The sequence below is a fragment of the Maricaulis sp. genome (genome assembly GCF_015665295.1).
Lineage (GTDB): Bacteria > Pseudomonadota > Alphaproteobacteria > Caulobacterales > Maricaulaceae > Maricaulis.
On record NZ_JADFAJ010000039.1, the window covers coordinates 1 to 21,671 of the forward strand.

20 protein-coding genes and 1 pseudogene are annotated in these 21,671 nt (G+C 62.7%); 11 read left to right on the plus strand and 10 right to left on the minus strand.

Annotated elements, in window-relative coordinates; genetic code table 11:
* Nucleotides 1–988, minus strand: a pseudogene (locus QZZ02_RS14100) (hypothetical protein); the annotation flags it as partial.
* Between the two features lie 227 nt (nucleotides 989–1,215).
* Between QZZ02_RS14100 and pseB the strand changes: the two are divergent.
* Nucleotides 1,216–2,289 carry a UDP-N-acetylglucosamine 4,6-dehydratase (inverting) gene (gene pseB, locus QZZ02_RS14105; RefSeq protein ID WP_291845321.1) on the plus strand — a complete coding sequence of 358 codons (1,074 nt, stop codon included), beginning with the start codon at nucleotides 1,216–1,218 and terminating at the stop codon, nucleotides 2,287–2,289.
* On the opposite strand, the gene pseC is transcribed toward pseB, so the two are convergent.
* The 7 genes from pseC to flbT form a co-directional block, all read right to left on the minus strand.
* Complete coding sequence (gene pseC, locus QZZ02_RS14110; RefSeq protein WP_291845323.1) at nucleotides 2,286–3,452, minus strand: UDP-4-amino-4,6-dideoxy-N-acetyl-beta-L-altrosamine transaminase; 1,167 nt, start codon at nucleotides 3,450–3,452, stop codon at nucleotides 2,286–2,288. The two genes, pseB and pseC, sit on opposite strands and share 4 nt — an antisense overlap.
* A gap of 139 nt (nucleotides 3,453–3,591) precedes the next feature.
* On the minus strand, nucleotides 3,592–4,425 hold the full coding sequence (locus tag QZZ02_RS14115) for a flagellin (RefSeq protein ID WP_291845324.1): 834 nt from the start codon (nucleotides 4,423–4,425) through the stop codon (nucleotides 3,592–3,594).
* Nucleotides 4,426–4,952: 527 nt separating this feature from the next.
* Nucleotides 4,953–5,321: a flagellar protein FlaG gene (locus QZZ02_RS14120; protein WP_291845325.1), complete on the minus strand. Its 369-nt coding sequence runs from the start codon at nucleotides 5,319–5,321 to the stop codon at nucleotides 4,953–4,955.
* A gap of 99 nt (nucleotides 5,322–5,420) precedes the next feature.
* Nucleotides 5,421–6,245, minus strand: coding sequence for a flagellin (locus QZZ02_RS14125; protein ID WP_291845327.1), 825 nt, complete (start codon nucleotides 6,243–6,245; stop codon nucleotides 5,421–5,423).
* A 352-nt stretch (nucleotides 6,246–6,597) separates the two neighbouring features.
* Complete coding sequence (locus tag QZZ02_RS14130; RefSeq protein WP_291845328.1) at nucleotides 6,598–7,425, minus strand: flagellin; 828 nt, start codon at nucleotides 7,423–7,425, stop codon at nucleotides 6,598–6,600.
* A gap of 199 nt (nucleotides 7,426–7,624) precedes the next feature.
* On the minus strand, nucleotides 7,625–8,005 hold the full coding sequence (gene flaF, locus QZZ02_RS14135) for a flagellar biosynthesis regulator FlaF (RefSeq protein ID WP_291845329.1): 381 nt from the start codon (nucleotides 8,003–8,005) through the stop codon (nucleotides 7,625–7,627).
* Entirely contained in the window at nucleotides 8,005–8,391 is a 387-nt protein-coding gene (gene flbT, locus QZZ02_RS14140; RefSeq protein ID WP_291845331.1) for a flagellar biosynthesis repressor FlbT, read from the minus strand. The genes flaF and flbT overlap by 1 nt, the downstream gene beginning before the upstream one ends.
* A 173-nt stretch (nucleotides 8,392–8,564) precedes the next feature.
* On the opposite strand from flbT, the gene QZZ02_RS14145 reads away from it, so the two are divergent.
* The 6 genes from QZZ02_RS14145 to QZZ02_RS14170 all read left to right on the plus strand — a co-directional run bounded on the left by QZZ02_RS14145 (nucleotide 8,565) and on the right by QZZ02_RS14170 (nucleotide 15,058).
* A complete protein-coding gene (locus tag QZZ02_RS14145; protein WP_291845334.1) occupies nucleotides 8,565–10,361 on the plus strand; it encodes a tetratricopeptide repeat protein in 1,797 nt (598 codons plus the stop codon).
* A gap of 3 nt (nucleotides 10,362–10,364) precedes the next feature.
* Nucleotides 10,365–11,309 carry a hypothetical protein gene (locus tag QZZ02_RS14150; protein ID WP_291845336.1) on the plus strand — a complete coding sequence of 315 codons (945 nt, stop codon included), beginning with the start codon at nucleotides 10,365–10,367 and terminating at the stop codon, nucleotides 11,307–11,309.
* 82 nt (nucleotides 11,310–11,391) lie between these two features.
* Nucleotides 11,392–12,366 carry a sulfotransferase gene (locus tag QZZ02_RS14155; protein WP_291845338.1) on the plus strand — a complete coding sequence of 325 codons (975 nt, stop codon included), beginning with the start codon at nucleotides 11,392–11,394 and terminating at the stop codon, nucleotides 12,364–12,366.
* Nucleotides 12,363–13,412 carry an ATP-grasp domain-containing protein gene (locus QZZ02_RS14160; protein WP_291845339.1) on the plus strand — a complete coding sequence of 350 codons (1,050 nt, stop codon included), beginning with the start codon at nucleotides 12,363–12,365 and terminating at the stop codon, nucleotides 13,410–13,412. The genes QZZ02_RS14155 and QZZ02_RS14160 overlap by 4 nt, the downstream gene beginning before the upstream one ends.
* Nucleotides 13,409–14,137 (plus strand): hypothetical protein, encoded by a 729-nt coding sequence (locus QZZ02_RS14165; RefSeq protein ID WP_291845340.1) that lies wholly within the window; start codon nucleotides 13,409–13,411, stop codon nucleotides 14,135–14,137. Before QZZ02_RS14160 ends, QZZ02_RS14165 begins: the two co-directional genes overlap by 4 nt.
* Nucleotides 14,138–14,140: 3 nt before the next feature.
* The gene (locus QZZ02_RS14170; protein WP_291845341.1) at nucleotides 14,141–15,058 is read left to right on the plus strand and encodes an N-acetylneuraminate synthase family protein; all 918 of its coding nucleotides are present in this window, start codon (nucleotides 14,141–14,143) and stop codon (nucleotides 15,056–15,058) included.
* A 135-nt stretch (nucleotides 15,059–15,193) separates the two neighbouring features.
* Here the strand turns inward: QZZ02_RS14170 and QZZ02_RS14175 are convergent, their stop codons facing one another.
* Nucleotides 15,194–15,907, minus strand: coding sequence for a cupin domain-containing protein (locus QZZ02_RS14175; protein WP_291845343.1), 714 nt, complete (start codon nucleotides 15,905–15,907; stop codon nucleotides 15,194–15,196).
* Between the two features lie 144 nt (nucleotides 15,908–16,051).
* Here QZZ02_RS14175 and QZZ02_RS14180 point away from each other — a divergent pair, with 144 nt between their 5' ends.
* The 4 genes from QZZ02_RS14180 to QZZ02_RS14195 all read left to right on the plus strand — a co-directional run bounded on the left by QZZ02_RS14180 (nucleotide 16,052) and on the right by QZZ02_RS14195 (nucleotide 20,938).
* Nucleotides 16,052–16,930, plus strand: a complete 879-nt coding sequence (locus tag QZZ02_RS14180; protein ID WP_291845345.1) for a MoxR family ATPase — start codon at nucleotides 16,052–16,054, stop codon at nucleotides 16,928–16,930.
* A gap of 703 nt (nucleotides 16,931–17,633) precedes the next feature.
* Nucleotides 17,634–18,302: a CatB-related O-acetyltransferase gene (locus QZZ02_RS14185; protein ID WP_291845347.1), complete on the plus strand. Its 669-nt coding sequence runs from the start codon at nucleotides 17,634–17,636 to the stop codon at nucleotides 18,300–18,302.
* 224 nt (nucleotides 18,303–18,526) lie between these two features.
* On the plus strand, nucleotides 18,527–19,765 hold the full coding sequence (locus QZZ02_RS14190) for a parallel beta-helix domain-containing protein (RefSeq protein WP_291845348.1): 1,239 nt from the start codon (nucleotides 18,527–18,529) through the stop codon (nucleotides 19,763–19,765).
* Between the two features lie 30 nt (nucleotides 19,766–19,795).
* Nucleotides 19,796–20,938, plus strand: coding sequence for an SO2930 family diheme c-type cytochrome (locus tag QZZ02_RS14195; protein WP_291845350.1), 1,143 nt, complete (start codon nucleotides 19,796–19,798; stop codon nucleotides 20,936–20,938).
* Here QZZ02_RS14195 and QZZ02_RS14200 read toward each other — a convergent pair whose 3' ends face one another.
* Entirely contained in the window at nucleotides 20,939–21,580 is a 642-nt protein-coding gene (locus QZZ02_RS14200; protein WP_291845352.1) for a TetR/AcrR family transcriptional regulator, read from the minus strand.
* Nucleotides 21,581–21,671: the final 91 nt, after the last annotated feature.

Sequence of the window (21,671 nt, forward strand, 5' to 3'; positions counted from 1 at the left end):
CCTCGCCGCCAACGACCGCGACTTCGGTCTCACTCGGGTCGGCGCTGAAACGGGTCGTGTAGCCGGTCTGCGGATCGCCGCTGGCCAGATCGGTCAGCTTCACCACCTGCCCGCCGGCGCTGTCATTGATGCCCGAGACACCGGCCATGTAGAGGGCCGGTTCGGCAGCCGACGCGGAGAAGGACACGGTCTCGGTCGAAACGCCGGCGATCAGGAAGCCGTAATTGTTTCCCGGCACGACACCGACATCATTCTTCTCGCCGATCTTGGTGCGCTCGAAGCGCGTGATCACACCGGCGGCTTCGAGCTGCGTGTTGATGTGATCGGAGATATTGTCGAGATTGCGCGTCGTCGCGCCCATGTCGGCCAGGTCGATATTGATCGTCTGGGTGACGCCGCTCTTCTTCACCGAGATCGAGAACTGGACATCGCCGGTCAGGCTGGCGACCTCGGCATCGAAATCGCCGCTGTGGATGGTGTCGGTCTTGTATTGCGAGGTGCCGCGCGCAATCGCGACCTGGCTCTCGACCTTGGTCAGCTCCTCGCCCTTCAAAAGGGTCAGGCTCTCCAGATCCATGTCGTCAAAGAAACCGTCGAACTGGGCCAGACCGGACTGGAAACTCTTGTTGAGGAAATCGCGGCGGAAGTCCGTCGTGGTCTTCTCCTTGGCCTCCTCGGCCAGGGAGGCGAGGCGCTTGAGGCCCTGGTGCAGCGAAAAGAGCTGCTTGTGATCATCGGGGGCATCGAGGCCGGAGAATTCACGGTCGGGATTATTGAAAAAGACGCCGTTGGCGAGAACCTTGCGGCTCATCTCCTCCAGCGTCATCATGTTTGGCGAGCCGACCTCCCAGGGAGCCGGCGCCTTGGGTGCCTGGTTGCGGCCGGCCGCGCCGCTCGACGACAATGCAGTCGACGAGGCGAGCGAGGTGCTGATACGTGAATTGTACCACCCCGTCAGAAGCCCGACATTCAACCCGATCACGCTCACGGCGAGAATCCTTTTTTCCTGATTGCCGAGACTGGACCTGAAACACGAATAAAGTGTTGCGAGACAAGGTAAATACGATCGAGACAACTTGCATGATCATGCTGCCTCGGACGTAGTGCGCACCGGCCGAAAAATCTGCTAGCCTCGGCGCCGGCATGACAGGCCTAACCCACCGTTAACCTTGGCGGCGCAGCGTCGGTCACTGGATACGAATCGCGAGGCCCAGCATGTCGGACAAGACAGCGCCCGAAACGCCTTTCGAGGAAATGATGAACCAACGCTCCTTCCTCGATCCGCGCATGCCGCTCGACGGCAAAACCATTCTCGTCACCGGCGGGACGGGCTCGTTCGGCCGCAAGCTGACCGAGACCATCTGCGCCGAATACAAGCCGAAAAAGCTGATCATCTTCTCGCGCGACGAGCTCAAGCAGTATGAAATGGCTCAGGATTTTTCGCCCGGCGATTATCCCTTCCTGCGCTATTTCATCGGCGATGTGCGCGATGAATCGCGCCTCGACCAGGCCATGCGCGATGTCGACATCGTCATTCATGCCGCGGCGCTGAAGCATGTCCCGATCGCCGAATACAATCCGTTCGAATGCATCAAGACGAATGTCATGGGTGCCGAGAATGTGGTCCGTGCCGCCATCAAGCGCGGCGTCAAACATGTCTGCGCCCTGTCGACCGACAAGGCCGCCAACCCGATCAATCTCTACGGCGCCTCGAAACTGGCGGCGGATAAAATATTCACCGCCGCCCAGCACATGGGCGGTGAAGGCGGTCCGGTCTTCTCGGTCGTGCGCTACGGCAATGTCGTCGGCTCACGCGGCTCGGTCATTCCCTATTTCCGCCGTCTCATCGACAGCGGCGCCAAGGAGCTGCCGATCACGGACCCGCGCATGACACGCTTCTGGATCACGCTCGAACAGGGCGTCAATTTCGTCCTGTCCAGCCTGTCCATGGCGCGTGGCGGCGAGATCTTCGTGCCGAAGATTCCGTCCATGAGCACAGCCAACCTCGCCCGTACCATGGCCCCGCACCTGCCGCACAAGGTGATCGGCATCCGTCCCGGCGAAAAGCTGCACGAGATCATGATCCCGGAAGACGATGCCCGCACCACGATCGAGCTGGACGACCGTTTCGCCATCCTGCCGGCGCACAGCGCCAAGGTGACGGCGCGCTATCTCGCCTCGGGCGGACATCTGGTACCGGACGGGTTTGCCTACGCCTCGAACACCAATCCGGAACAGCTCACCGGGGCAGCCCTGCGCGAACTGATCGGCATGGCGGCGGCGGCCTAGCCTGCCAGCACGTCGGCAAGCGCCCCGACGACGAATTCCGGATCCTCATCGGTCATCCCGACATAGAGCGGCAAGGACAGGGTGCGCGCGTAATAGCGGCGCGCGCCCGGCAGGTCCTGCTCGCCATAGCGTGCCCTGTAATAGGGCTGGTCCGGCACCGGAATGTAGTGAACCTGGCTGCCGACACCGCGCGCGGCCAGCGCCGCCATCACGCTCGTCCGGCTCTGCCCGAGCGCCTCGAAATCGATGCGCACCGGATAGAGGTGGAGACAGGGATCGCAATCCGCCGTCCTTGCCAGCGCCGAGACCGGGATATTGGCCGCCGCGATCGCCGCGTCATAAGCGGCCGCCAGCGCGCTGCGCCGTTCGGCAAACTGGCCCAGCCGTTTCAGCTGTGACAGGGCCAGTGCCGCCTGGATGTCGCTGAGCCGGTAATTCCAGCCAAGCGCCTGCATCTCGTGCCACCAGGGCTCACCGGCCTGGCGTTCATGGCGGGACCGATCGCGCTCAATGCCGTGACTGCGCAACAGGCGCATGCGCCGCGCCAGTTCGCCATCACCCGTCGTCACCATGCCCCCCTCGCCCGCGGCAATCGTCTTGACCGGGTGAAAGGAGAAGGTCGCGGCGCGGGAATGCTGGCAATTGCCGACCGGCTCACCCTGCCAGCGCGAACCGACCGCATGGCAGGCGTCTTCGACGAGGACCGCGCCGGCGGCTTCGGCCTGCATCGCCATCCGGTCAAGGGCCTCGCACTGGCCGGCCAGATGAACCGGCAACACAACACGCGCCTTGCCGCCGGCCCGGCCGAGCGCGTCGTCAAGCGTGTCGGGTGTCATGAGCCCGGTGTCCGGATCGACATCGGCAAAGACAACGTCCGAGCCGCAATAGAGCGCCGCATTGGCGGTCGCCATGAAGGTCACCGCCGGCACGATGCAGACATCCCCCGGCCCCACACCTTGCGCCGCCAGGGCCAGGTGAAGCGCCGTCGTGCCGTTGGAACAGGCAACAGCGTGCTCGGCACCGACCGCCTCACAAAAAGCCGCTTCCAGCGCGTCAATCGTCGGGCCGGTTGTGAGCCAGTCACCGCGCAGCACCTCGATGACGGCCTCGATATCGCTCTCGTCGATCGACTGGCGCCCGTAGGGCAGATAGTGCTGGGCCATGTGTGACGCTCCAGGGGGTGGCGCCGGACAGCCGGGCACTCACCGCAAATCATGCCGGAAATGATGGATTGAGTCGCGCAAACGGAAACGGCCCCGGAAATCCGGGGCCGCGCCGTGGTGGTGGAGGTGGGTGGGCGGTTTAACCGCCGAACAGGTTGAGGATGATCTGCGGCTGACCGTTGGCGATCGACAGCGCCTGCACACCAAGCTGCTGCTTGACCTGCAAGGCCTGCAGTTTCGCACTTTCGACCGCGAGGTCGGCATCGACGAGATCACCGACACCGCGCGTCAGCGAGTCCATCAATTTCCCAACGAAATTGGAGTGCGCTTCCAGTTTCTTGGTGTCGGAGCCGAGATTGGCGAGCGCCTGGTTGACGTTTTCCAGCGAGGTCTTGATCGCGGCAACGGCGTTCGTCGCCAGCGTGACCGAGCCGAGACTGGCGGTCGCTGCGATGGTGAGAATGGTTCCACCGATCGACATGTCCTGCGATTTCAGCGTGACCGAACGGGCCGCGTCGGCGTCGGCGAGGAATTCAATGCCGCTCGTGATCGAGCCGTCGAGAATATTGGCACCATCGAACTCGGCATTCTGAAGGATGCCGCTGATCTGGTCCAGCAGGGCCTTGAAGTCGGCGTCATAGGCGGCGCGCGAGAAGGTATCGAGCGAGGGGTCCATGGCGGCTGTGGCCTTCTCGCGCATCTGGACCAGAAGGTCCGAGATGGATTCGCCGGCAGCCAGGGCGACATCACCGATCGTCGAGGCCCGGTCGAGCCCGCTCTGGACGGCTTCAAGGGCGCGGATGTCAGCACGCATGCCCTGGGCAACGGCGTAGATCGCAGCATTGTCCTTGGCACCGGAGATTTTCAGGCCGGTATTGATACGGTTCTGAACGCCCAGCATGTCATCATTGGTCTTGTTCAGGTTCTGCAGAGCGATCATCGCTCCGGTATTGGTGTGGACGCTCATAGTCATGCGACATTCTCCCGCGTTCTCAATCACCGCCCTTCAGCGGCTGTTCAAGCAGACATGCGCAAGAGGCGTGCCGTTTTGGCACGGTCGATAAAAGCCTTTCAAGTCAGATGTTTGATAACAGTTTTCCGGGAAAGGCTTGCGCCGTTCTGCCCCGCATTGCCGGGACACATGTGCCCGGGGGGTCAATTTTTGCCGGGTCGGCAGCCCGATCGGGCCCGGCCATCGGGCAGACCGGCCACACGCAGCGCGTCCCCGGTTCACGTCAGACGCGGCCGCCACCGGAGTGGGCTGAACCGGGCCCGCATCGCCGGCGCGCTGCCATGCGCCAAGGCGCCGCCCGGCAGGTTGGTGAAACCGGTATTCCGAAGCGCCGGCGTGCCCCGGGTCAACCCGGTCTCGGCTGCCATGACCAAACCTGCCAGCGCCCAGCTCACGGCCTGCACCGGCCGTTTGAGACCCATCGGTTGATCAAAAAGCCCGCGGCGACGCCACGGGTGCATCTCGGGAATGTGTGGAGAGGTGTTGCGCTACGCTTTTGCGTCCAGCAGTCCGGCGGTCTTGGTACGCAGGTATTCCATCAAGTCGCCGTGCTTTTCCGGCGGCCAGCGGCGGATCTGTTCGCCGGTGTCCTGGTCGACCATGAGATAGATGTAATCACCCGAGTTTTCATCCTGCAGGATTTTCAGGCGGGAATTCTTCAACGCCTCCCGGGCCAGGCGCTCAATGTCCTCGGCGCGCTGTTCGCGCTGCTGCGGTGTGTCGGTCGCCGGCTTGTCCGCTTTCTCAACGGGCTCGACCCGCGCCGCAGTCTCCCGTGGGCGGTCGGATGATGTATCCCTGTTCTCGCTGATCGGTGCCACGGGAACGGATCTAGGATTGAACCCCGTTTCTGCCATTGTCCTACTCGCTGACGCGGAGGCATCATCGCCTCGCTAAATCCTCGCGCCAACCGCGGAAGCGGGTAGCGGAGCCAGGCTCCGCTACCCAATCCGTGATTAACGGAAGTAACCCAGGATCGTGCTGGGTGCCGAGTTGGCAATCGACAGTGCCTGGACGCCAAGCTGCTGCTTGACCTGCAGGGACTGAAGACGCGCACTCTCTTTGGCCAGGTCCGCATCGACCAGGTTGCCGATACCCTTTTCCAGGGCGTCAGACAGCTTGCCGACGAAACCCTTGTGGATTTCGAGCGAGCTGGACGCAGTGCCGAGCTTGGCCAGCGATGCGTTCAGGTTGTCGAGCGAGGTTTCGATGGTACCGACGAGCGTGGACGCATCGCCAGCAGACGCGAAGGAAGCGGTCGCGGCCACGGTCACCGAGCCACCACCCAGAGAGAAGTTCTGGTCAGAGATGGTGATGGTGTTGGAGCCGTCGGCATTGGCCAGGGCCGAAATCGACGTCACCGAACCGTTGATCAGGTTCGTGCCGTTGAACTCGGCATTGTCGACGATGGTCGTGATCTGGTCGCGAAGCGCCTTGAAGTCTTCGTTCAGCGCAGTGCGCGACGCGGTGTCCAGCGACGAGTCGGAAGCGGCCAGGGCCTTTTCCTTCATCTCGATCAGGATATCGCCGATGGCTTCACCAGCGGCCAGAGCCACGTCGGTTGTCGAAGCCGCGAGATCCAGCGAATTGCCGACCGCGGCATAGCCGTTGACGTCGGAACGCATCTTCTGGGCAATTGCGTAGACGCCGCCATTGTCTTTGGCAGACGCAACAGCCAGACCGGTGTTGATGCGGCTCTGGACTTGTTCCATGTCGCGATTGGTCTGATTGAGGTTCTGCAGCGCAACCATGGCGCCGGCATTCGTGTTGATTGTAGCCATTTCTTGGCCCTTTCCGTTCTGGTGACATACGGACGTTCTGCCCGCCGGGTCTTCTGACCCTGCCAAGGAAAGAGCAAGCGCGGTGCCACTTGCCTATTGACCGCTAGGGTTAACTCCGAGTCGCGTGATTCGCCGGGATGTTTTTGCCGAGTCAAACCTTCCCCGGTAACCTTTTGCCCGGCAAGATTTGCCTATCAAATGGCGGATTCCGCTAGGAAAATATTGCCGGTCGGCAAGATTTTATGATTAATATCAGGTTAATGGCCGAATTTGGACATGACTGTTCGCCAGCGCTGGCGAAACTGAAAAAAATGACCGGGATCGCCACGAGGGCGATCCCGGCCGGACGAACTTAGCCGAAGAACGACAGGATGGTCTGCGGCGCCTGGTTGGCGATGGAGAGAGCCTGGACACCCAGCTGCTGCTTGACTTGCAGCGACTGGAGCCGTGCGCTTTCCTTGGCCAGGTCGGCGTCGACCAGGTTGCCGATCCCCTGCTCCAGCGTGTCGGTGAGCCGCGAAACAAAGTCCTTGTGGATTTCCAGGGACTTTGAAGCAGTACCCAACTTGGCCAGAGCGGTGTTCAGGTTGTCGAGAGACGTCTCGATCGTGGTGACAAGCGTGGATGCGTCACCAGCCGAAGCGAAGGAGGCCGCGGCCGCCACCGTCACGGTACCGCCTGCCAGAGTGAAATTCTGGTCAGAGATGGTGATCGTGTTGGAGCCGTCCGAATTGGCCAGCGCGGAAACCGACGTCACCGTACCATTGATCAGGTTGGTGCCGTTGAACTCCGCATTCGAGGTGATCGTGGCGATCTGATCCCGCAAGGCCTTGAAGTCTTCGTTCAGGGCCGTTCGGGAGGCTGCATCAAGCGATGCATCAGATGCCGCGAGCGCCTTTTCCTTCATTTCGACGAGAATATCGGAGATCGCCTCACCGGCAGCCAGGGCTACGTCGGTGACCGATGTTGCGAGGTCCAGACTTTGCGAGACCGCACCATAGCCGGCGACCTGGGAGCGCATGCGTTGTGCAATGGCGTAGACACCACCATTGTCCTTCGCACTGGCCACTTCCAGTCCGGTATTGATGCGGTTCTGAACCTCATTCATCGACATGTTCGTCTTGTTCAGATTCTGCAGGGCGATCATCGCCCCAGCGTTGGTGTTGACAGAAAGTGCCATTTTTTGCTCTCCATTCTGGATGCATTTAAAGCCGAATTTTTCAGCCGTGAGCGTTTTGCCCGCGAGACACATCGCAAGGGGCGTGCCGCTTTGGGCACGCCATAAAGCGTTTTAAATCAGTGTTTTAGGATATTAAAAAAGGCACCTTCCGGGGAAGGTGCCTGTTCTTGCCTGCCTGTTATTGCCGAGCGGGCAGATCTTACCCTGCGGCCTGCTCTGCGCCGGCGCTCGCCTGGGGCATCAGACCCTGCATGACGGTCCGGTTGATATCGACCAGATCGTCGATCGCTTCGGGATTGCGCATCGCAAAACTGCCGTGCTTGGACACGAAGATGGACAACGAGATAATCGCCGCTCGCAGTGCTTCCGGCAGCTTGTTGTCCTGGCTGGCGCAATCGAGCGCCAGATTGCTCCAGACGCGGCGGTTCCAGTCGATGGCCGCAGCCCGGTCGCGAACCGCGTCCATCGGCAGCGTCTTGGCGTGCATCAGGGAGCGCGTCACCTGGGCAAAGAGCCGGTATTCGGTGGCACGGGGGTCTTCCGCGCGAGCGGAGGTTTTCTGGTAGGCTTGAAGGGACATCAGCTAAGCCTCTCGGCCTCGTAGGTCATGAGTTTGCGACAACCGAGCAGCGCCTTGTAGTGCTCGCCGGCCATCACATCACGGCTGACATTGACACAAAGGGCGAGCAGTTCCGGCGCCGAGACAACGCCCATGAACTCATTCATGCGGAGCACGAACTCGTCATAGAGCCTGTCATCATTCTTGTCCGACAGATACATCATCATGATCGGGAAATAGATCCGCTTCACAGGCGTATCGACATCCTCGGCCTGCAGGATGTCCTTCTCGCGGAGCACCGAAGCCTTGTTCTGCAGCACAAGATTGGCCCGACGATCACCGTTTTCGACAACGGCTCCGTTCAGGACAAACTTCTCGCCGGGTTTGAGCGAGATTTTGAGCGGCATGGGGTCCCTCCGGTCCACAAGTGAAACGATCGATGACGTTCACGGGCTGCAGGTTGCCAATACGGGGTGAAGAAAAGGTTTCCGGCCCGATCGGCCCCCGTCATCGAATATTAGCGAGTTCTTAAAGCGAATCCCCTGCCTTGGCCCCCAGAATCGAGGCAGGATTGATAACCATGCAGGACGCCACAGTGCTCGACCTTGATGCGGAAATTTCCGCCGAGGCCGAAATCGAGAAAAACGAAACCCGCGACGCCGTGCTACTCGGCACGCAGGCCGTGCGTGTGGACACCCATCTCGACCGCCTGCCGCCAGGCCGCCGCAAAACCTTCCAGAAAGTCGCCGCCCTCGCCAAGCGGGCCATGAAGACCTCGGCCGAGGGCGACAATGTCGCGGCCGCGCGGCTGGCTCACAGGGCGTGGCTGCTGGCGCCCGACATGGCGCTGACCAATCATGTGCTCGGGCTGATGCTGTACAATCTGGGTCGCCTGTCACGTGCGCTCGATTTCTTCGAGGCCGCCTGGAAGATCGATCCGAAGGATGCCGAGATTTACCAGAAGCTCGGTCTGGTCGCCTGGAAGCTCGACATGCTCGACGCGGCGGAGAAATTCTACCGCCTGCAATACCGGCTCGCGCCGACCGCCGTCGATGCCGCGATCAATCTGGGCGGCGTGCTGCGCGATGCCGGCAAGTTCGAGGAAGCGATCGAGATCCTGCGCACCGCGATCTATGCCCACCAGGACAATTATGAGCTCTGGAACTCGATGGGCACGGTCATCAATGACAGTGGCGACCCGATACAGGCCCGCACCTTTTATGAAGAGGCGCTTCGCCTGAAGCCTGACTATGGCCGCGCCCACAACAATATGGCCAATATCCATGAATTGCTGGGCGAGCCGGCTCTGGCGATCCCGCATTTCGACGCGGCGCTGAAAGACCCGGCCGACGCAATGGAAGAGGCCACGATGCGGCATGGCCGCTCGATGGTCCTGCTGGCCGCCGGCCGGATCGAGGAAGGCTGGGCTGCCAATGAGAGCCGGCTCAACCCCAATCGCGCCCAGGCCACGCTTTTCACCATGAAGGCGCCGATGTGGGATGGCACTCGGCCGGAGCAATTGCGCGGCAAGACCCTGCTTCTGGTTGGCGAGCAAGGGCTTGGCGATGAAGTCATTTTCATGAATATCGTCAAGGACCTGCTGGACGCGGTAGGGTCCGGGGGCGAATTGCGCATCGCCTGCGAATACCGGTTGATGCCGCTGGTCAAACGTTCTTTCCCGCAAGCCGTGGTCGGCCACCACATGTCGGCCAATGTCGAGGGTCGCGATGTTCGCGTCGTTCCCAGGCTGGAAGACGGCGCCGATTTCTGGACCCCGATGGCCACGCCGTTGCGGTCCTTCCGCAACAGCCTCGACGCCTACCCGACCGATGCGGGCTTCCTGGTCCCGGATCCGGCGCTGAAATCCGGCTTCCGGGCCCAGATCGACGGGTTTGGCAGCGGGCTGAAAGTCGGCATCCTGTGGAAATCGCTGAACATGAATGCCCGCCGCTCGCGCTTCTTCTCGGCCTTTGATGCCTGGGAAGGTGTGCTGAAAACACCCGGCGTGGACTTCATCAACCTGCAATACGGCAAGGTCGAGGACGAGCTGGCACTGGCCCGGGAACGCTTCGGGGTCACGCTTCACCAGCCGACTGAAATCGATCTGAAAATGGATCTCGACAAGGTGGCCGCCTATGCCTCGTCTTGCGATCTGGTACTGGGGCCGATGAATGCGACCTCAAACCTGGCTGCCGCCTGTGGCGGCAAGGTGTGGTTTATCCATGCGCGCTCCTCGACCTGGACCCTGCTCGGCACCGACCGCCAGTACTGGTATCCGCAGACCCGTTCCTTCTTCGGTTCCGGCTTCCGGGACTGGGATAACACCATGAAGCGCGTGGCCGAAGAGCTCGCCGCGCTCGCCACGTCCCGGGGCTGATCGATGAGCCTGCGACTGGCCATCCGCACCGACGGATCGACCTCGATCGGTCTGGGCCATGTCATGCGCTGCGGCGCCCTGGCCAATGCGCTTTTGGCCGAGGGGGCACAGGTCGTCTGGCTGACCACCACACCGCAGCACCAACCGGCCGATCTCGATCCGGGCATCAAACGCATCACGCTCGGCAGCGAGGCGGAACTTGTTCCGGCGCTGGACCGTCTGGCCATCAAGCATGTCGTGGCGGACTGGAAAGTCACCGAGCCGGACCGGGTTGCTGCCCTGCGCGCCGGCGGTCGGCATGTCAGCCTGATCGGAAATTTCCTGCACGGCGCGGTACCGGACCTGCACGTCAGGCAGGGCTTCCTGCCCGCCCTCTCCCCGTCCGGCGCCGCAACGCTGAGTGGCCCGAAATACCTGCTCCTGTCAAAAGCCTACCAGGGCTTGCCTGCGCGCCTGGTGGCGGACCGGGCGACGCGCATCCTGCTATCGCTGGGCGGTACGACCACGCCGGTTCTGGCCCGGATCCGGGACCGTTTGTCGACCGCCTTCGGTGCACTGGACGTCGAATGGCGCGGCCCGGCGGCGACCGGAACGATCCCGCCCCTCGCCGAGGCACTGCGCCGGGCCGATATCGGCATTCTCGCCGGCGGCACAACCCTGCATGAAGCCGCAGCGACCGGATTGCCGGCCCTGTGCGTGCCCATCGCCCCCAACCAGCTGGAGCGCGCCGAACAGTTTGAGAGCGTGGGCCTGGGCATCAGTCTCAACCCGGATGATCCGGGTTTTGACCGGCAATTCGACAGCGCGCTCAACGCGCTCGTGCTCGACAGGGAACACCGGACCATGATGGCGCGTACCGGCCAGGCACTGGTCGATGGCGCGGGCGCCGCGCGGGTCGCGCGGCACCTGATCGGCCTGGCCGCCGCAGTCCGGCAAGAATCGCAGTAAATCCTTAAGCTGCAACAGGTCCATTGAATGTGCGTGCGGCAGTGATTCGCGCGGCTGCACGGCAAAGGCAGAGGCGAACGGCATGACCCGCGACCCCATCAGCACGACCAATCGGACCCGGGGCGCAGACCAGGTCTGGCCGAACTTCCTGGTCATCGGCGCCCCCAAATCCGGCACGACCTCGCTCTACCATTATCTGAGCCAGCATCGCGACGTCTTCCTGTCGAAGGTCCGCAAGGAAGGCCGCTTTTTTTCCGGGGTCGGCGATGGCTCGGTCTACTGGCCGGACTTCTACCATTTCGACACCGCTCCCGATGTCAGCGACTACCAGGCCCTGTTCGCAGATTATGAGGGCGAGGCGCGGATCGGCGATGTCTCGCCCGACTATTACGCCTATGCCCCGATCGCGGCCCGCCGCATCCTGACCTATTGCGGCAGCGCAACGAAGATCATCGCCATTCTGCGCAATCCCGTTGATCGCACCTGGTCGCACTATCTGCAGAATGTCCGCCGCGACGCCGAATTCTATTCCTTCGAGAAAGCCCTCGCCGACGAGCCGCGACGGATCGCGGCCAATTGGGGCTTCCAGTGGCTCTATGCCGATACCGGTCGCTATGCCGGGCGGTTGCGCGAATATCGCGACCGTTTCAGCGACATGCTGGTCCTGCTGCAGGACGAGCTCGACCAGGACGGTCCGGGCACGGTGCGGCGGATATTCGACTTCCTGGAAATTGATGCCGATGTGCCGGTGACCGTTGAGGCGCGCTATAATACCGGCGGCATTCCGCGCTCAAAGATGAGCGTTCTGGATGGCGCCCATGATCACCGTGACGGCGTCAGCTTTGAAACCCTGCACGCCGAACTCGTGGCGCCGGTCAGCGGTGTTTCCGGCGCGACCAGTGCCGACGGGGTCTATCCACCAATCGATGACAGCAAGGTGTCGATCCCGCCGATGAACGCCGCCACCCGGGCGCGCCTGCAGGCGCAGTTCGAGCCGGAGATCGTCGCGCTTGAAGACCTGCTCGGCCGCTCGCTCGATCAATGGCGCGCCTCATGAGCCTCGCTGCTCTCTCGACCGGCGTGCTGGTGACCGGCGTCGGCGCACCACCCGGCCTGGGCACGCTGCGCTCGCTGCGCCGGGCCGACCCGGACCTTGTCCTGGTCGCGGCCGACATCAACCCGCTCGCCGGTGGGCTGTACGAGCCTGGCACGCAACGCGCCATCCTGCCATCGGCTGCGGACCCAGACGCCTACCGAAAGGCCGTGCGCGCCCTGTGCGAAGCGCGCGGGCTGGACATCGTCATTCCCGGCTCGGAAGCGGAAGTCGCGGCCCTCGCCCCGGTCGCCCGGGCCTGGAGTGAGGCCGGGCTGCGCGTGCCGGTCGCAGAACCGGACGTTATTGCCTTCGGCATCGACAAGGGCTTGCTGCTCGACCGCGTCAGACAGGTTGGCCTGCCGCATCCGCAGACGCTGCAGCCCTCCAGCGAGACAGAACTGGCACGTTGGGATGGCGGCTTTCCCTGTGTCGTCAAACCGCGCACATCGCGCGGTGCCCGCGGGGTGAGCTATCCGGCCAATGCCGGTGAACTCGTCGCGATCTGGCGCGAAACCGCCGCCGAGCACGGCCCGTGTGTGGTCCAGCAACTCATCCCTGGCGGGGCGGACACGGTCTACACGATCGGCTCCCTGTGGAATCGTGGCGATCTGGTCGTCTCGACCCTGCACCGAAAACTCCAGACCAACCCGCCGAGCGGCGGCGTCGCAGTGGCTGGCGAGACCGTCGACGACCCCGGACTCATGGCTGCCGGCATCGCCGTGCTGCAAGCGTCCGGCCCCTGGCATGGGCTGGCCGCGGTCGAGCTGAAACGCCCGACCAAGGGCGCGCCGCCCTATCTGCTCGAGATCAATCCGCGAATGTGGGGATTTGGCTATCTCATGACCCTCGCCGGACTGAATGTTCCCGCCCTGCTTGTTCGCATGCTGGCCGGGCGTGAACACCTGTCCGGCCATATCCCGTCAACCTTTCCGCCTTACGCTCCGACACGTATGGTTCGAACCTGGCAGGATATCGAAATCCCGCCGACCGAGGAGACGCGAGCGTGACCCGAACAGTCGCCGTCATCCAGGCCCGCACCGGCTCCAACCGCCTGCCGGGCAAGATACTCGAGACGCTGCATGACGACGTGTCGCTGCTGGCCTATCAGTGCCGTCAGCTGCGCATGATCGACGGCGTCGACGAACTCGTCATCGCCACCACCACCAATCCCGATGATGACGCGGTTGTCACGCTGGCCGAACGCGAGGGCATCCCTGTCTTTCGCGGCTCCGAGGAGGATGTGCTGTCGCGCTTCCTCCTGGTCGCCGACGAGACCGTCGCCGACACGCTCGTGCGCATCACTTCGGACAGCCCCTTCCGCGATCCTGCCGTGATTGCCCGTTGTGTGGCCGAGCACAAGGCCGAACGCGCCGACTATACCCGCCCCAGCGCCGGACACCTGCCCAAGGGCCTGCGCGCCGAGGTCGTCGAGACCGCTGTACTGCGCCAGCTCAATGCTGCCGCCGAAACGACGCCGCGTGACCGAGAGCACGTGACCGTCTTCATCCGCGATCATCTCGACCGCTTCCGCTGCCACACGGTCGATTTCCCGGATGCCCTGCGACGTCCCGACTTCGATGTCTCGGTCGACACGATCGAGGACCTCGCCCTCGTCCGCGCCCTTTATGTGGCCATCACCGAACGCGGATGGCCGGTAGACACGGCCCATCTGTGCCGCCTGCACGACGAGACCCACGTGCTCAAATCCATCCTCACAGACCTAGCATCCTGACCCATGACCCATATCGATGTAATCGCCGAAATCGGCTCGAACCATGGCGGCGATCTCGATGAGGCCAAGCGCTATATCGCGGCCTGCGCCAGGGCCGGAGCGGATGCCGTCAAATTCCAGACCCTGACCCGGGAGGGCCTGATCGCCCGCTTTGTGAAGGACGACGACAGACATGTGGTCGAAAACCCGAAATTCGCGGCCTTCGGCAATGCCGGCCTGCCCGATGACTGGCACGCGCCCCTGAAGGCCTGCGCCGAGGACAATGGCGTGGAATTCATGTCGACGCCCTTCTCGCTCGCCGCTGTCGAGCTGATGGAGGGCATCGGCGTCAAACGCTACAAGATCGCATCAGGCGATCTGACCTTCACACCGCTGCTGGAAGCGCTGGGCGCGACGCGCAAGCCGCTCATCCTGTCGACCGGCGCCAGCTATCTCGACGAGGTGACCGACGCCGTGGCCTGCCTGAGCCGGGCCGGGTGCAGCAAGCTCACCGTTCTGCATTGCGCCGCCAGCTATCCGCCGGCCTGGGCCGATCTCAACCTGTCGGCCATCTCCACCATGCAGCGCGCGCTCGGCCTGCCGGTCGGCCTGTCCGACCACTCGCCCGGCGCCATGGCGCCGATTGCGGCAGCGGCCCTGGGTGCCGTGGTGATCGAGAAACACGTCACCTTCGACCGCAACACGCCCGGCCCGGATCATCCCTTCGCCATGGAAATGGACGAGCTCGCCGCCATGATCGCCGATCTGCGCCATCTCGAGATCGCCCTGGGCGATGGCGAGAAACGGCCGGCCGCCAGCGAGATCAACCGCCGCCGCAATCTGCGCCGCGGCCGCTATGACGCGGTCAGCGGCAGACCGGACGACACTGGCACCGACTGGCTGCGCCCGCAGCACGCGGCGGATGATCGCGCGGAGTTCTGATCAGTCCATCGGGGCCCTGACCTTCGTCAGGGTGACGCTCGGTAAACAGCATCAGGTTGAGGGCTGGACGTCATCAGCGCGAACAAAAAAAGGGGCGCCCGGAGGCGCCCCTTTTGTTTCGGCTGACACGCGAAACTATTTCGTCCGGATCGCATCGATCTTGGAGGCCGAGACTCCGTCAACGATCGTGCGGTTGATCATCGGATGGTTCTCGTCCTGGGGACCGAAATCACTGTCCGGGTGATAGGCGATGACCCGCATTTCGCTGTCGAAGGTGCGGAATTTGTGATTGCCCTCATAGGGGATGCGGAACATCACGCCCGGCTCGAGCGGGATGATGCCCTCCGGGGTGACGCATTCGCCGCGCCCGGAGAAGACAACGCCGATCCGGTCGGACGGGTGGGTGTGCGGGGTCTGGTCGATGCCCGGCGGAAAGAAGAGCAGGTTGAGACAGGGATCACCCATCTTCACCGGCGCGATCAGCAGACTGTCGGTGCAGCCATCAATGTATTTCAGGCGGCCCTGCGGCTCGACCGGTCCACCGATCGAAAAGAAGGCCTGGTGATGCTCGCGTGCCATCACAATGCCGCGGCCACCTTTGACGGTGAGCGCATTGTTGGCCGAGAAATACATGCCGGCCTGGAGCTTGAACTGTCCCGACGCTGTCACCAGCGTCGCCTCGCCCTCCTGGACGAAGCCGAAATAGGCCGTGTCGACGTCGCCGAGCTCCAGCAATTCGCTGTCCCATGCAAACAAGGTCGTCGGGAAGTTCGGATCGCAATCCGCGACTTTCCCGGTCAGCCATTCGAAGGCGTAAAAGTTCTGGGTCCGTATCATCCCGTCAGCCATGGATCCTGCACCTCTTCCATAATGCAACCACACTCGACGGGATTCGTCTTTACAGTCCCTTAATCGACGCGTGTTGGTGGCGAATACAAAATTAACGGGCACAGGCCTCTGGAGACATGCGACCAATCGCGCTAGATCGACCTCATGCGCTTTGAAGGTACAGATCAGTACGTTGCTGATGGAGAACTGAGCGCCGCGGTCAACGCCGCGGTGGCTCTCGAGCGCCCGCTCCTCGTCAAGGGCGAGCCGGGCACGGGGAAGACCGAGCTGGCCAAACAGGTCGCCCAGGCCATGGGCATGCCGCTGATTGAATGGCACATCAAGTCGACGACCAAGGCCCGGCAGGGGCTTTACGAGTATGATGCCGTGGCGCGCCTGCGCGACAGCCAGCTCGGCGATGACCGGGTGCACGACATCAACAATTACATCCGCAAGGGCAAACTGTGGGAGGCTTTCGCCGCGCCCCAGCGCTCCGTGCTGCTGATCGACGAGATCGACAAGGCCGATATCGAATTCCCCAACGACCTCCTGCAGGAGCTCGACCGGATGGAATTCCACGTCTACGAAACCGGCGAGACGATCACGGCCAGGAACCGCCCGGTCATCATCATCACCTCGAACAATGAGAAGGAATTGCCGGACGCCTTCCTGCGCCGCTGTTTCTTCCACTTCATCGCTTTCCCCGACGAAGCGACGATGCGCAGAATTGTCGAGGTCCACTATCCCGGCCTGAAGGGGCGCCTCCTGTCGGAAGCGCTGACGCTCTTTTACCAGATCCGCGATGTGCCCGGCGTCAAGAAAAAGCCCTCGACCTCGGAATTGCTGGACTGGCTGAAACTCCTCCTCGTCGAGGATATCGACGCCTCGGTCCTCGCCGAACGCGACCCGCGCAAGCTGATCCCGCCTCTCCATGGTGCCCTCCTGAAAAACGAGCAGGACGTCATGCTGTTCGAAAAGCTCGCCTTCATGGTGCGCCGTCCGGGTGGGCCTGGTGAGGGTCCGCGCGGTCCGGGCGCGGCTTAGCCCCGAACTCACCGACCACAATTTTCCCGGGCGAAGACCCGGGACCGACGAAACGGGCCGGCAGGTGGTGAGATTTCCGTTGGTCCCGGATCGCGCTGACGCACGTCCGGGAAAAAGGGTGTGGGGGCCGCGATGAATATGATGCAATTTCAGCCGGAGGCGCGGTACGCTCATCCCGCCATAAACCCCTTGCCGGGAGTTCGCCGCATCGGGTTCTTGAGCTCAAGGGTGAAACCGCGCAGCGGCGGCTGCGCCGCCCTTGACCTCAAGAGCCCGATACGGCCCGCTGGCTGACAAGGGATTTATGGATCAGGCTGCGCCCGGCGCGGGGGAAGGTGTGTCCGGCTTCCGGACACCATTTTTCATGACCCATCTTCACCGTCATCCCACGGTCGCGACAGCGTCGTGATCCGGGGGACCTCACCTGCCCGTTTGACGGGGAAGCGAAGATCCCCCGGATGCCTGCTTCGCAGCCCCCGTGGGATGACGGAGAATATGGTTGGCAATGACGGCGCTACAGGCGCGACTTTCAACAATTGCGCGGCGGATGACACCCGGCCCGAACCTGACTAACATAAGATTTCAGCTCACAATGTAGACCGGAGAGCGCTCAAGTGGACAATCGCGGCTAGACCGCGCCTGACCGGGAGACCGGAGGCGCATTTCGACGATACGAAATCCACCTTCCACCCGGAGTCTGTTCATGACGGCCGCAAACGAAACCTCCACATACGACCATCCCGCCCTGGATCCCCTGAACGCCGCGCCCATGCCCGCGGCGCCGTCCATGGCCTATCTCAAGCCGCTGGTCGCCGGTCACCGCAAGATCACGGCGGGCGATTACAGCTATATCCATTCCTTCGATGATCCGGCCCGCTTTGCCGAGACCCAGCTGAAATACGCTTTCGACTTCATCGAGGACCGGCTCGAGATCGGCAAATTCTGTTCGATCGCGGCCGATGCCAGCTTCGTGCTGAATGGCGGCAATCATTTCGCCGACCGGTTGTCGAGCTATCCCTTCCCGATCTTCGGCTGCTGGGGTGAACCCGATCCCGGCCCCTGGCCGAACAAGGGCGGCATCACGATCGGTCATGATGTCTGGATCGGCTGGGACGCCACCATCATGCCCGGCGTGACCATCGGCCATGGCGCCATCATCGCCGCCAAATCCGTTGTGACGCGGAATGTCGAGCCCTACTCGATTGTTGGCGGCAATCCGGCTGTGCCCATCCGCAAACGTCTGCCCGAAGCCGATATCGAACGCCTGCTGGCCCTCGCCTGGTGGGACTGGCCGGTCGGGGCAATCCGTGCGGCCTCGGATGCGCTGATGAAGGCGGATATCGACGCGCTGGAACGGCTTGCGCCGAATTGATCGAGTGGTCGCCGAACCCACGCCCGACTGAGCGCCTGCCCCGCCTCGCGGCACCGATGCCCACCACAGAGCCCGTGAGCCGGCTACCCGGCTGCACTAAAACCGGAAACTTTTTCTGTTTCTGATTGTCTATCGGTTCCAGATATGGAAATTTATGGCACAACAGACGGACAGGGCGCGGGAGTCTGAAGGCTCAGGCGCGGGCGAGAGCCGGGGAGAAAACAATGAAGATGACGCGATTCATGATTGTAGGCGCCGCAGCGCTGATTCTGACCGCATGCGGCAATGGCCGCCAGGACGGGCGCGATGTTTCTGAAGCGGACCAGACCTACCAGGCCACGCTGCTGGAGCAGCTGATCGACGCCCAGCCGGGCGACGTCATCGAGATCCCGGCCGGCATCTACAGTTTCGACCGCTCGCTCAGCCTCAATGTCGATGGCGTCACCATTCGCGGTGCCGGCATGGACCAGACCATCCTGAACTTCCAGGACCAGGTCGCCGGAGCCGAGGGCCTGATCGTCACCGCCAATGATTTCACCCTAGAAAACCTCGCCATCGAGGACACGATCGGTGACGGCCTCAAGGTCAATGGCGGCGAGAACATCATCATCCGCGGCGTGCGCGTCGAATGGACCAATGGCTATTCCACCGACAATGGCGCCTACGGCATCTATCCGGTGCAGACCACCAATGTCCTGGTCGAGAACACCGTCGCCATCGGCGCCTCGGATGCCGGCATCTATGTCGGCCAGTCGCGCAATGTGATCGTGCGCAACAGCCGCGCTGAATTCAACGTCGCGGGGATCGAGATCGAGAACTGCATCGGCGCCGATGTCTACGGCAATGTCGCGACCAACAATACCGGCGGCATCCTGGTCTTCAACATGCCGAACCTGCCGCAGCCGGGCTATCACACCCGCGTCTTCGACAATGACGTGTTCGGCAATAATACCGAGAATTTCGGCCATGCCGGCACGCCGGTCGCCAGCGTCCCGGCCGGTTCGGGCATCGTCATCAACTCGAACGACCAGGTCGAGATCTTCAACAATCGGATCTCCGACAATGACACCGCCAACATCATCATCTCCAGCCTGCACTCGACGGGCTATTCGGACTATTCGGTGCAGACCGATTTCGATCCCTTCCCGGAGACGATCTGGATCCATGACAACACCTATTCCGGTGGCGGCACATCGCCGGACGGGCTCGACCTGACGGCACTGAAGATTGCCATGTTCGGGCTCAATGGCGCATTCCCGGACGTGTTGTTCGACGGTTTCCTGGACGACGCCAAACTGGTGGACGGTGTATTGCCGGATGCGCTGCGCCTGTGCGTCAGCGATGAGGTCGAGGTGCTCAATGCCGACGGACCCAACGGCTATGGCTCCCCGCGTCTCGACACCGAGGCTTTCCGTTGCACGCTTGAACCGCTGGCCGGCGTCGAGCTGGCTTTCGCCGAATAGGCCGGGCCGGGATTGAGCATCGCTGTGACCATGACCATGAAACCGATGCGTGGATGTCTCCTGATTGTCGTCGGCCTGTTGTCCGGCCTGCTTGCCGCCTGTTCAGCGCAGGCTCCGGCGCCGCGTTTCCACGCCGAGGAAAATCCGCGGCTGCTCTCCGAATGGGGACAGCTGGGGATCGTCGGTCCGCAGCTTGTGACCGGTGCCGGAGTTGTCATCTACGATCTCAACACACCGCTCTTCACAGACTATGCGCTCAAGCTGCGCACGATCTGGATGCCCGATGGCAGCCAGGCGGCCTACCGCGAGAATGATGTACTCGACTTTCCGGTCGGCACTGTCATCACCAAGACTTTCTACTATCCGCGCGCCGGCGAGTTCGGGCAGGTGGGCCGCGGCGACGGACATGCGTTGACCACGGCGGATGGCCGGCTTGACCTCTCCGCCGTGCAATTGATCGAAACCCGCATCCTGGTGCGCCGCGAGAGCGGATGGGCCGCCCTGCCCTATCGCTGGAATGACGCGCAGAGCGAAGCGGTGTTGCTGCGCTATGGCGATGTGGTGCCACTCAACATGATCGATGCCGATGGCAGCGAGACCGCGTTCAACTATGTCATGCCCGACGTCAACCAGTGTGCCAGTTGCCACGCGCCGGACTCCAATACCCGCATCCTGTCGCCGATCGGGCCGAAACCGCGCCATCTCAACCGGGATTTCGACTATCCCGGCGGTACACGGAACCAGCTCGATCATCTCAGCGCCGTCGGCTTCCTGACCGGTGCGCCAGCGCCGGACAGGGCGCCGCGCAATGCAGACTGGGCCGATATCAATGAAACGCTGGAAGCGCGGGCGCGATCCTATCTGGACGCCAATTGCTCGCACTGCCACAGCCCGGTCGGACCGGCCGACACATCAGGCCTGAACCTCGAGCCCGACATTGCCCATGGCCCGGCCCTGGGGATCTGCAAATTGCCGATCGCGGCCGGTTCGGGAACCGGCGATCGCCGCTATGACATTGTGCCGGGCGCACCGGACGAGTCGATCATGCTCTTCCGTCTCGACAATGTTCGGCCGGACCAGATGATGCCGGAGATCGGCCGCTCGACGAACCATGTCGAAGGCATCGAGCTGATCCGGGCCTGGATCGAAAGCCTGCCTGGCGATTGCGGCTGATCAGTCGAGATAGGGTTCCAGATAGCGCTGCAGCGCCATCAGGGCCTCGGTGAAATAGGCTTCCGCATTTTCCGGCCGGTCCCGAGTCTCGAAAATCAGGATTTCGGCGGCGCAATAGATCTCGACTGTCATCCGCGCCACCACATCTGGATCACCATTGTGGAAGCCGTCCAGCCCCTGGCGCCAGCGCGTTGACAGGACCGAGGCCAGTCGCAGGTTCCAGGCTTCCCGCACCGCCCGCAATTCATGCGTGGTCAGGGTCAGGCGGAAGACGGCGCCATAGGACGGGTTTTCGACCACCAGCTGGCGCAGGCCGAAAATCATGTTCGACAGGCTGACCCGCCAATCCATCTCGGCCGGATCTTCCAGGATCGTCGCCACGATGCGATCGGTCTCGGCCTTGAACTCTTCCAGAATGGTGCGGTGGATCGAGTAGATATTGGGGAAATAGCGATAGACCGAACTGACCGGCACGCCGGCCTCGGCGGCCACGCTGGAGGTGGTGATGGCGTCGGTCTCGCCCCGCTCCAGCAGGTGCTTGGTCGCGGCAACGATCTTGTCGATCCGGTCCTGCGACCGTTTCTGCCGCGGCGCGGCCCGTCGTTCCAGATCAACCAATTCTGTCGGTGCGCGTTCGTTCACAAGCTGCCTCATTGAATTCATTTTGTAATTTGGCACAACAATCCCGCAAGGCAAGTGTGACCGATTTACGTCTCGCCGCCATCTTCCTCCG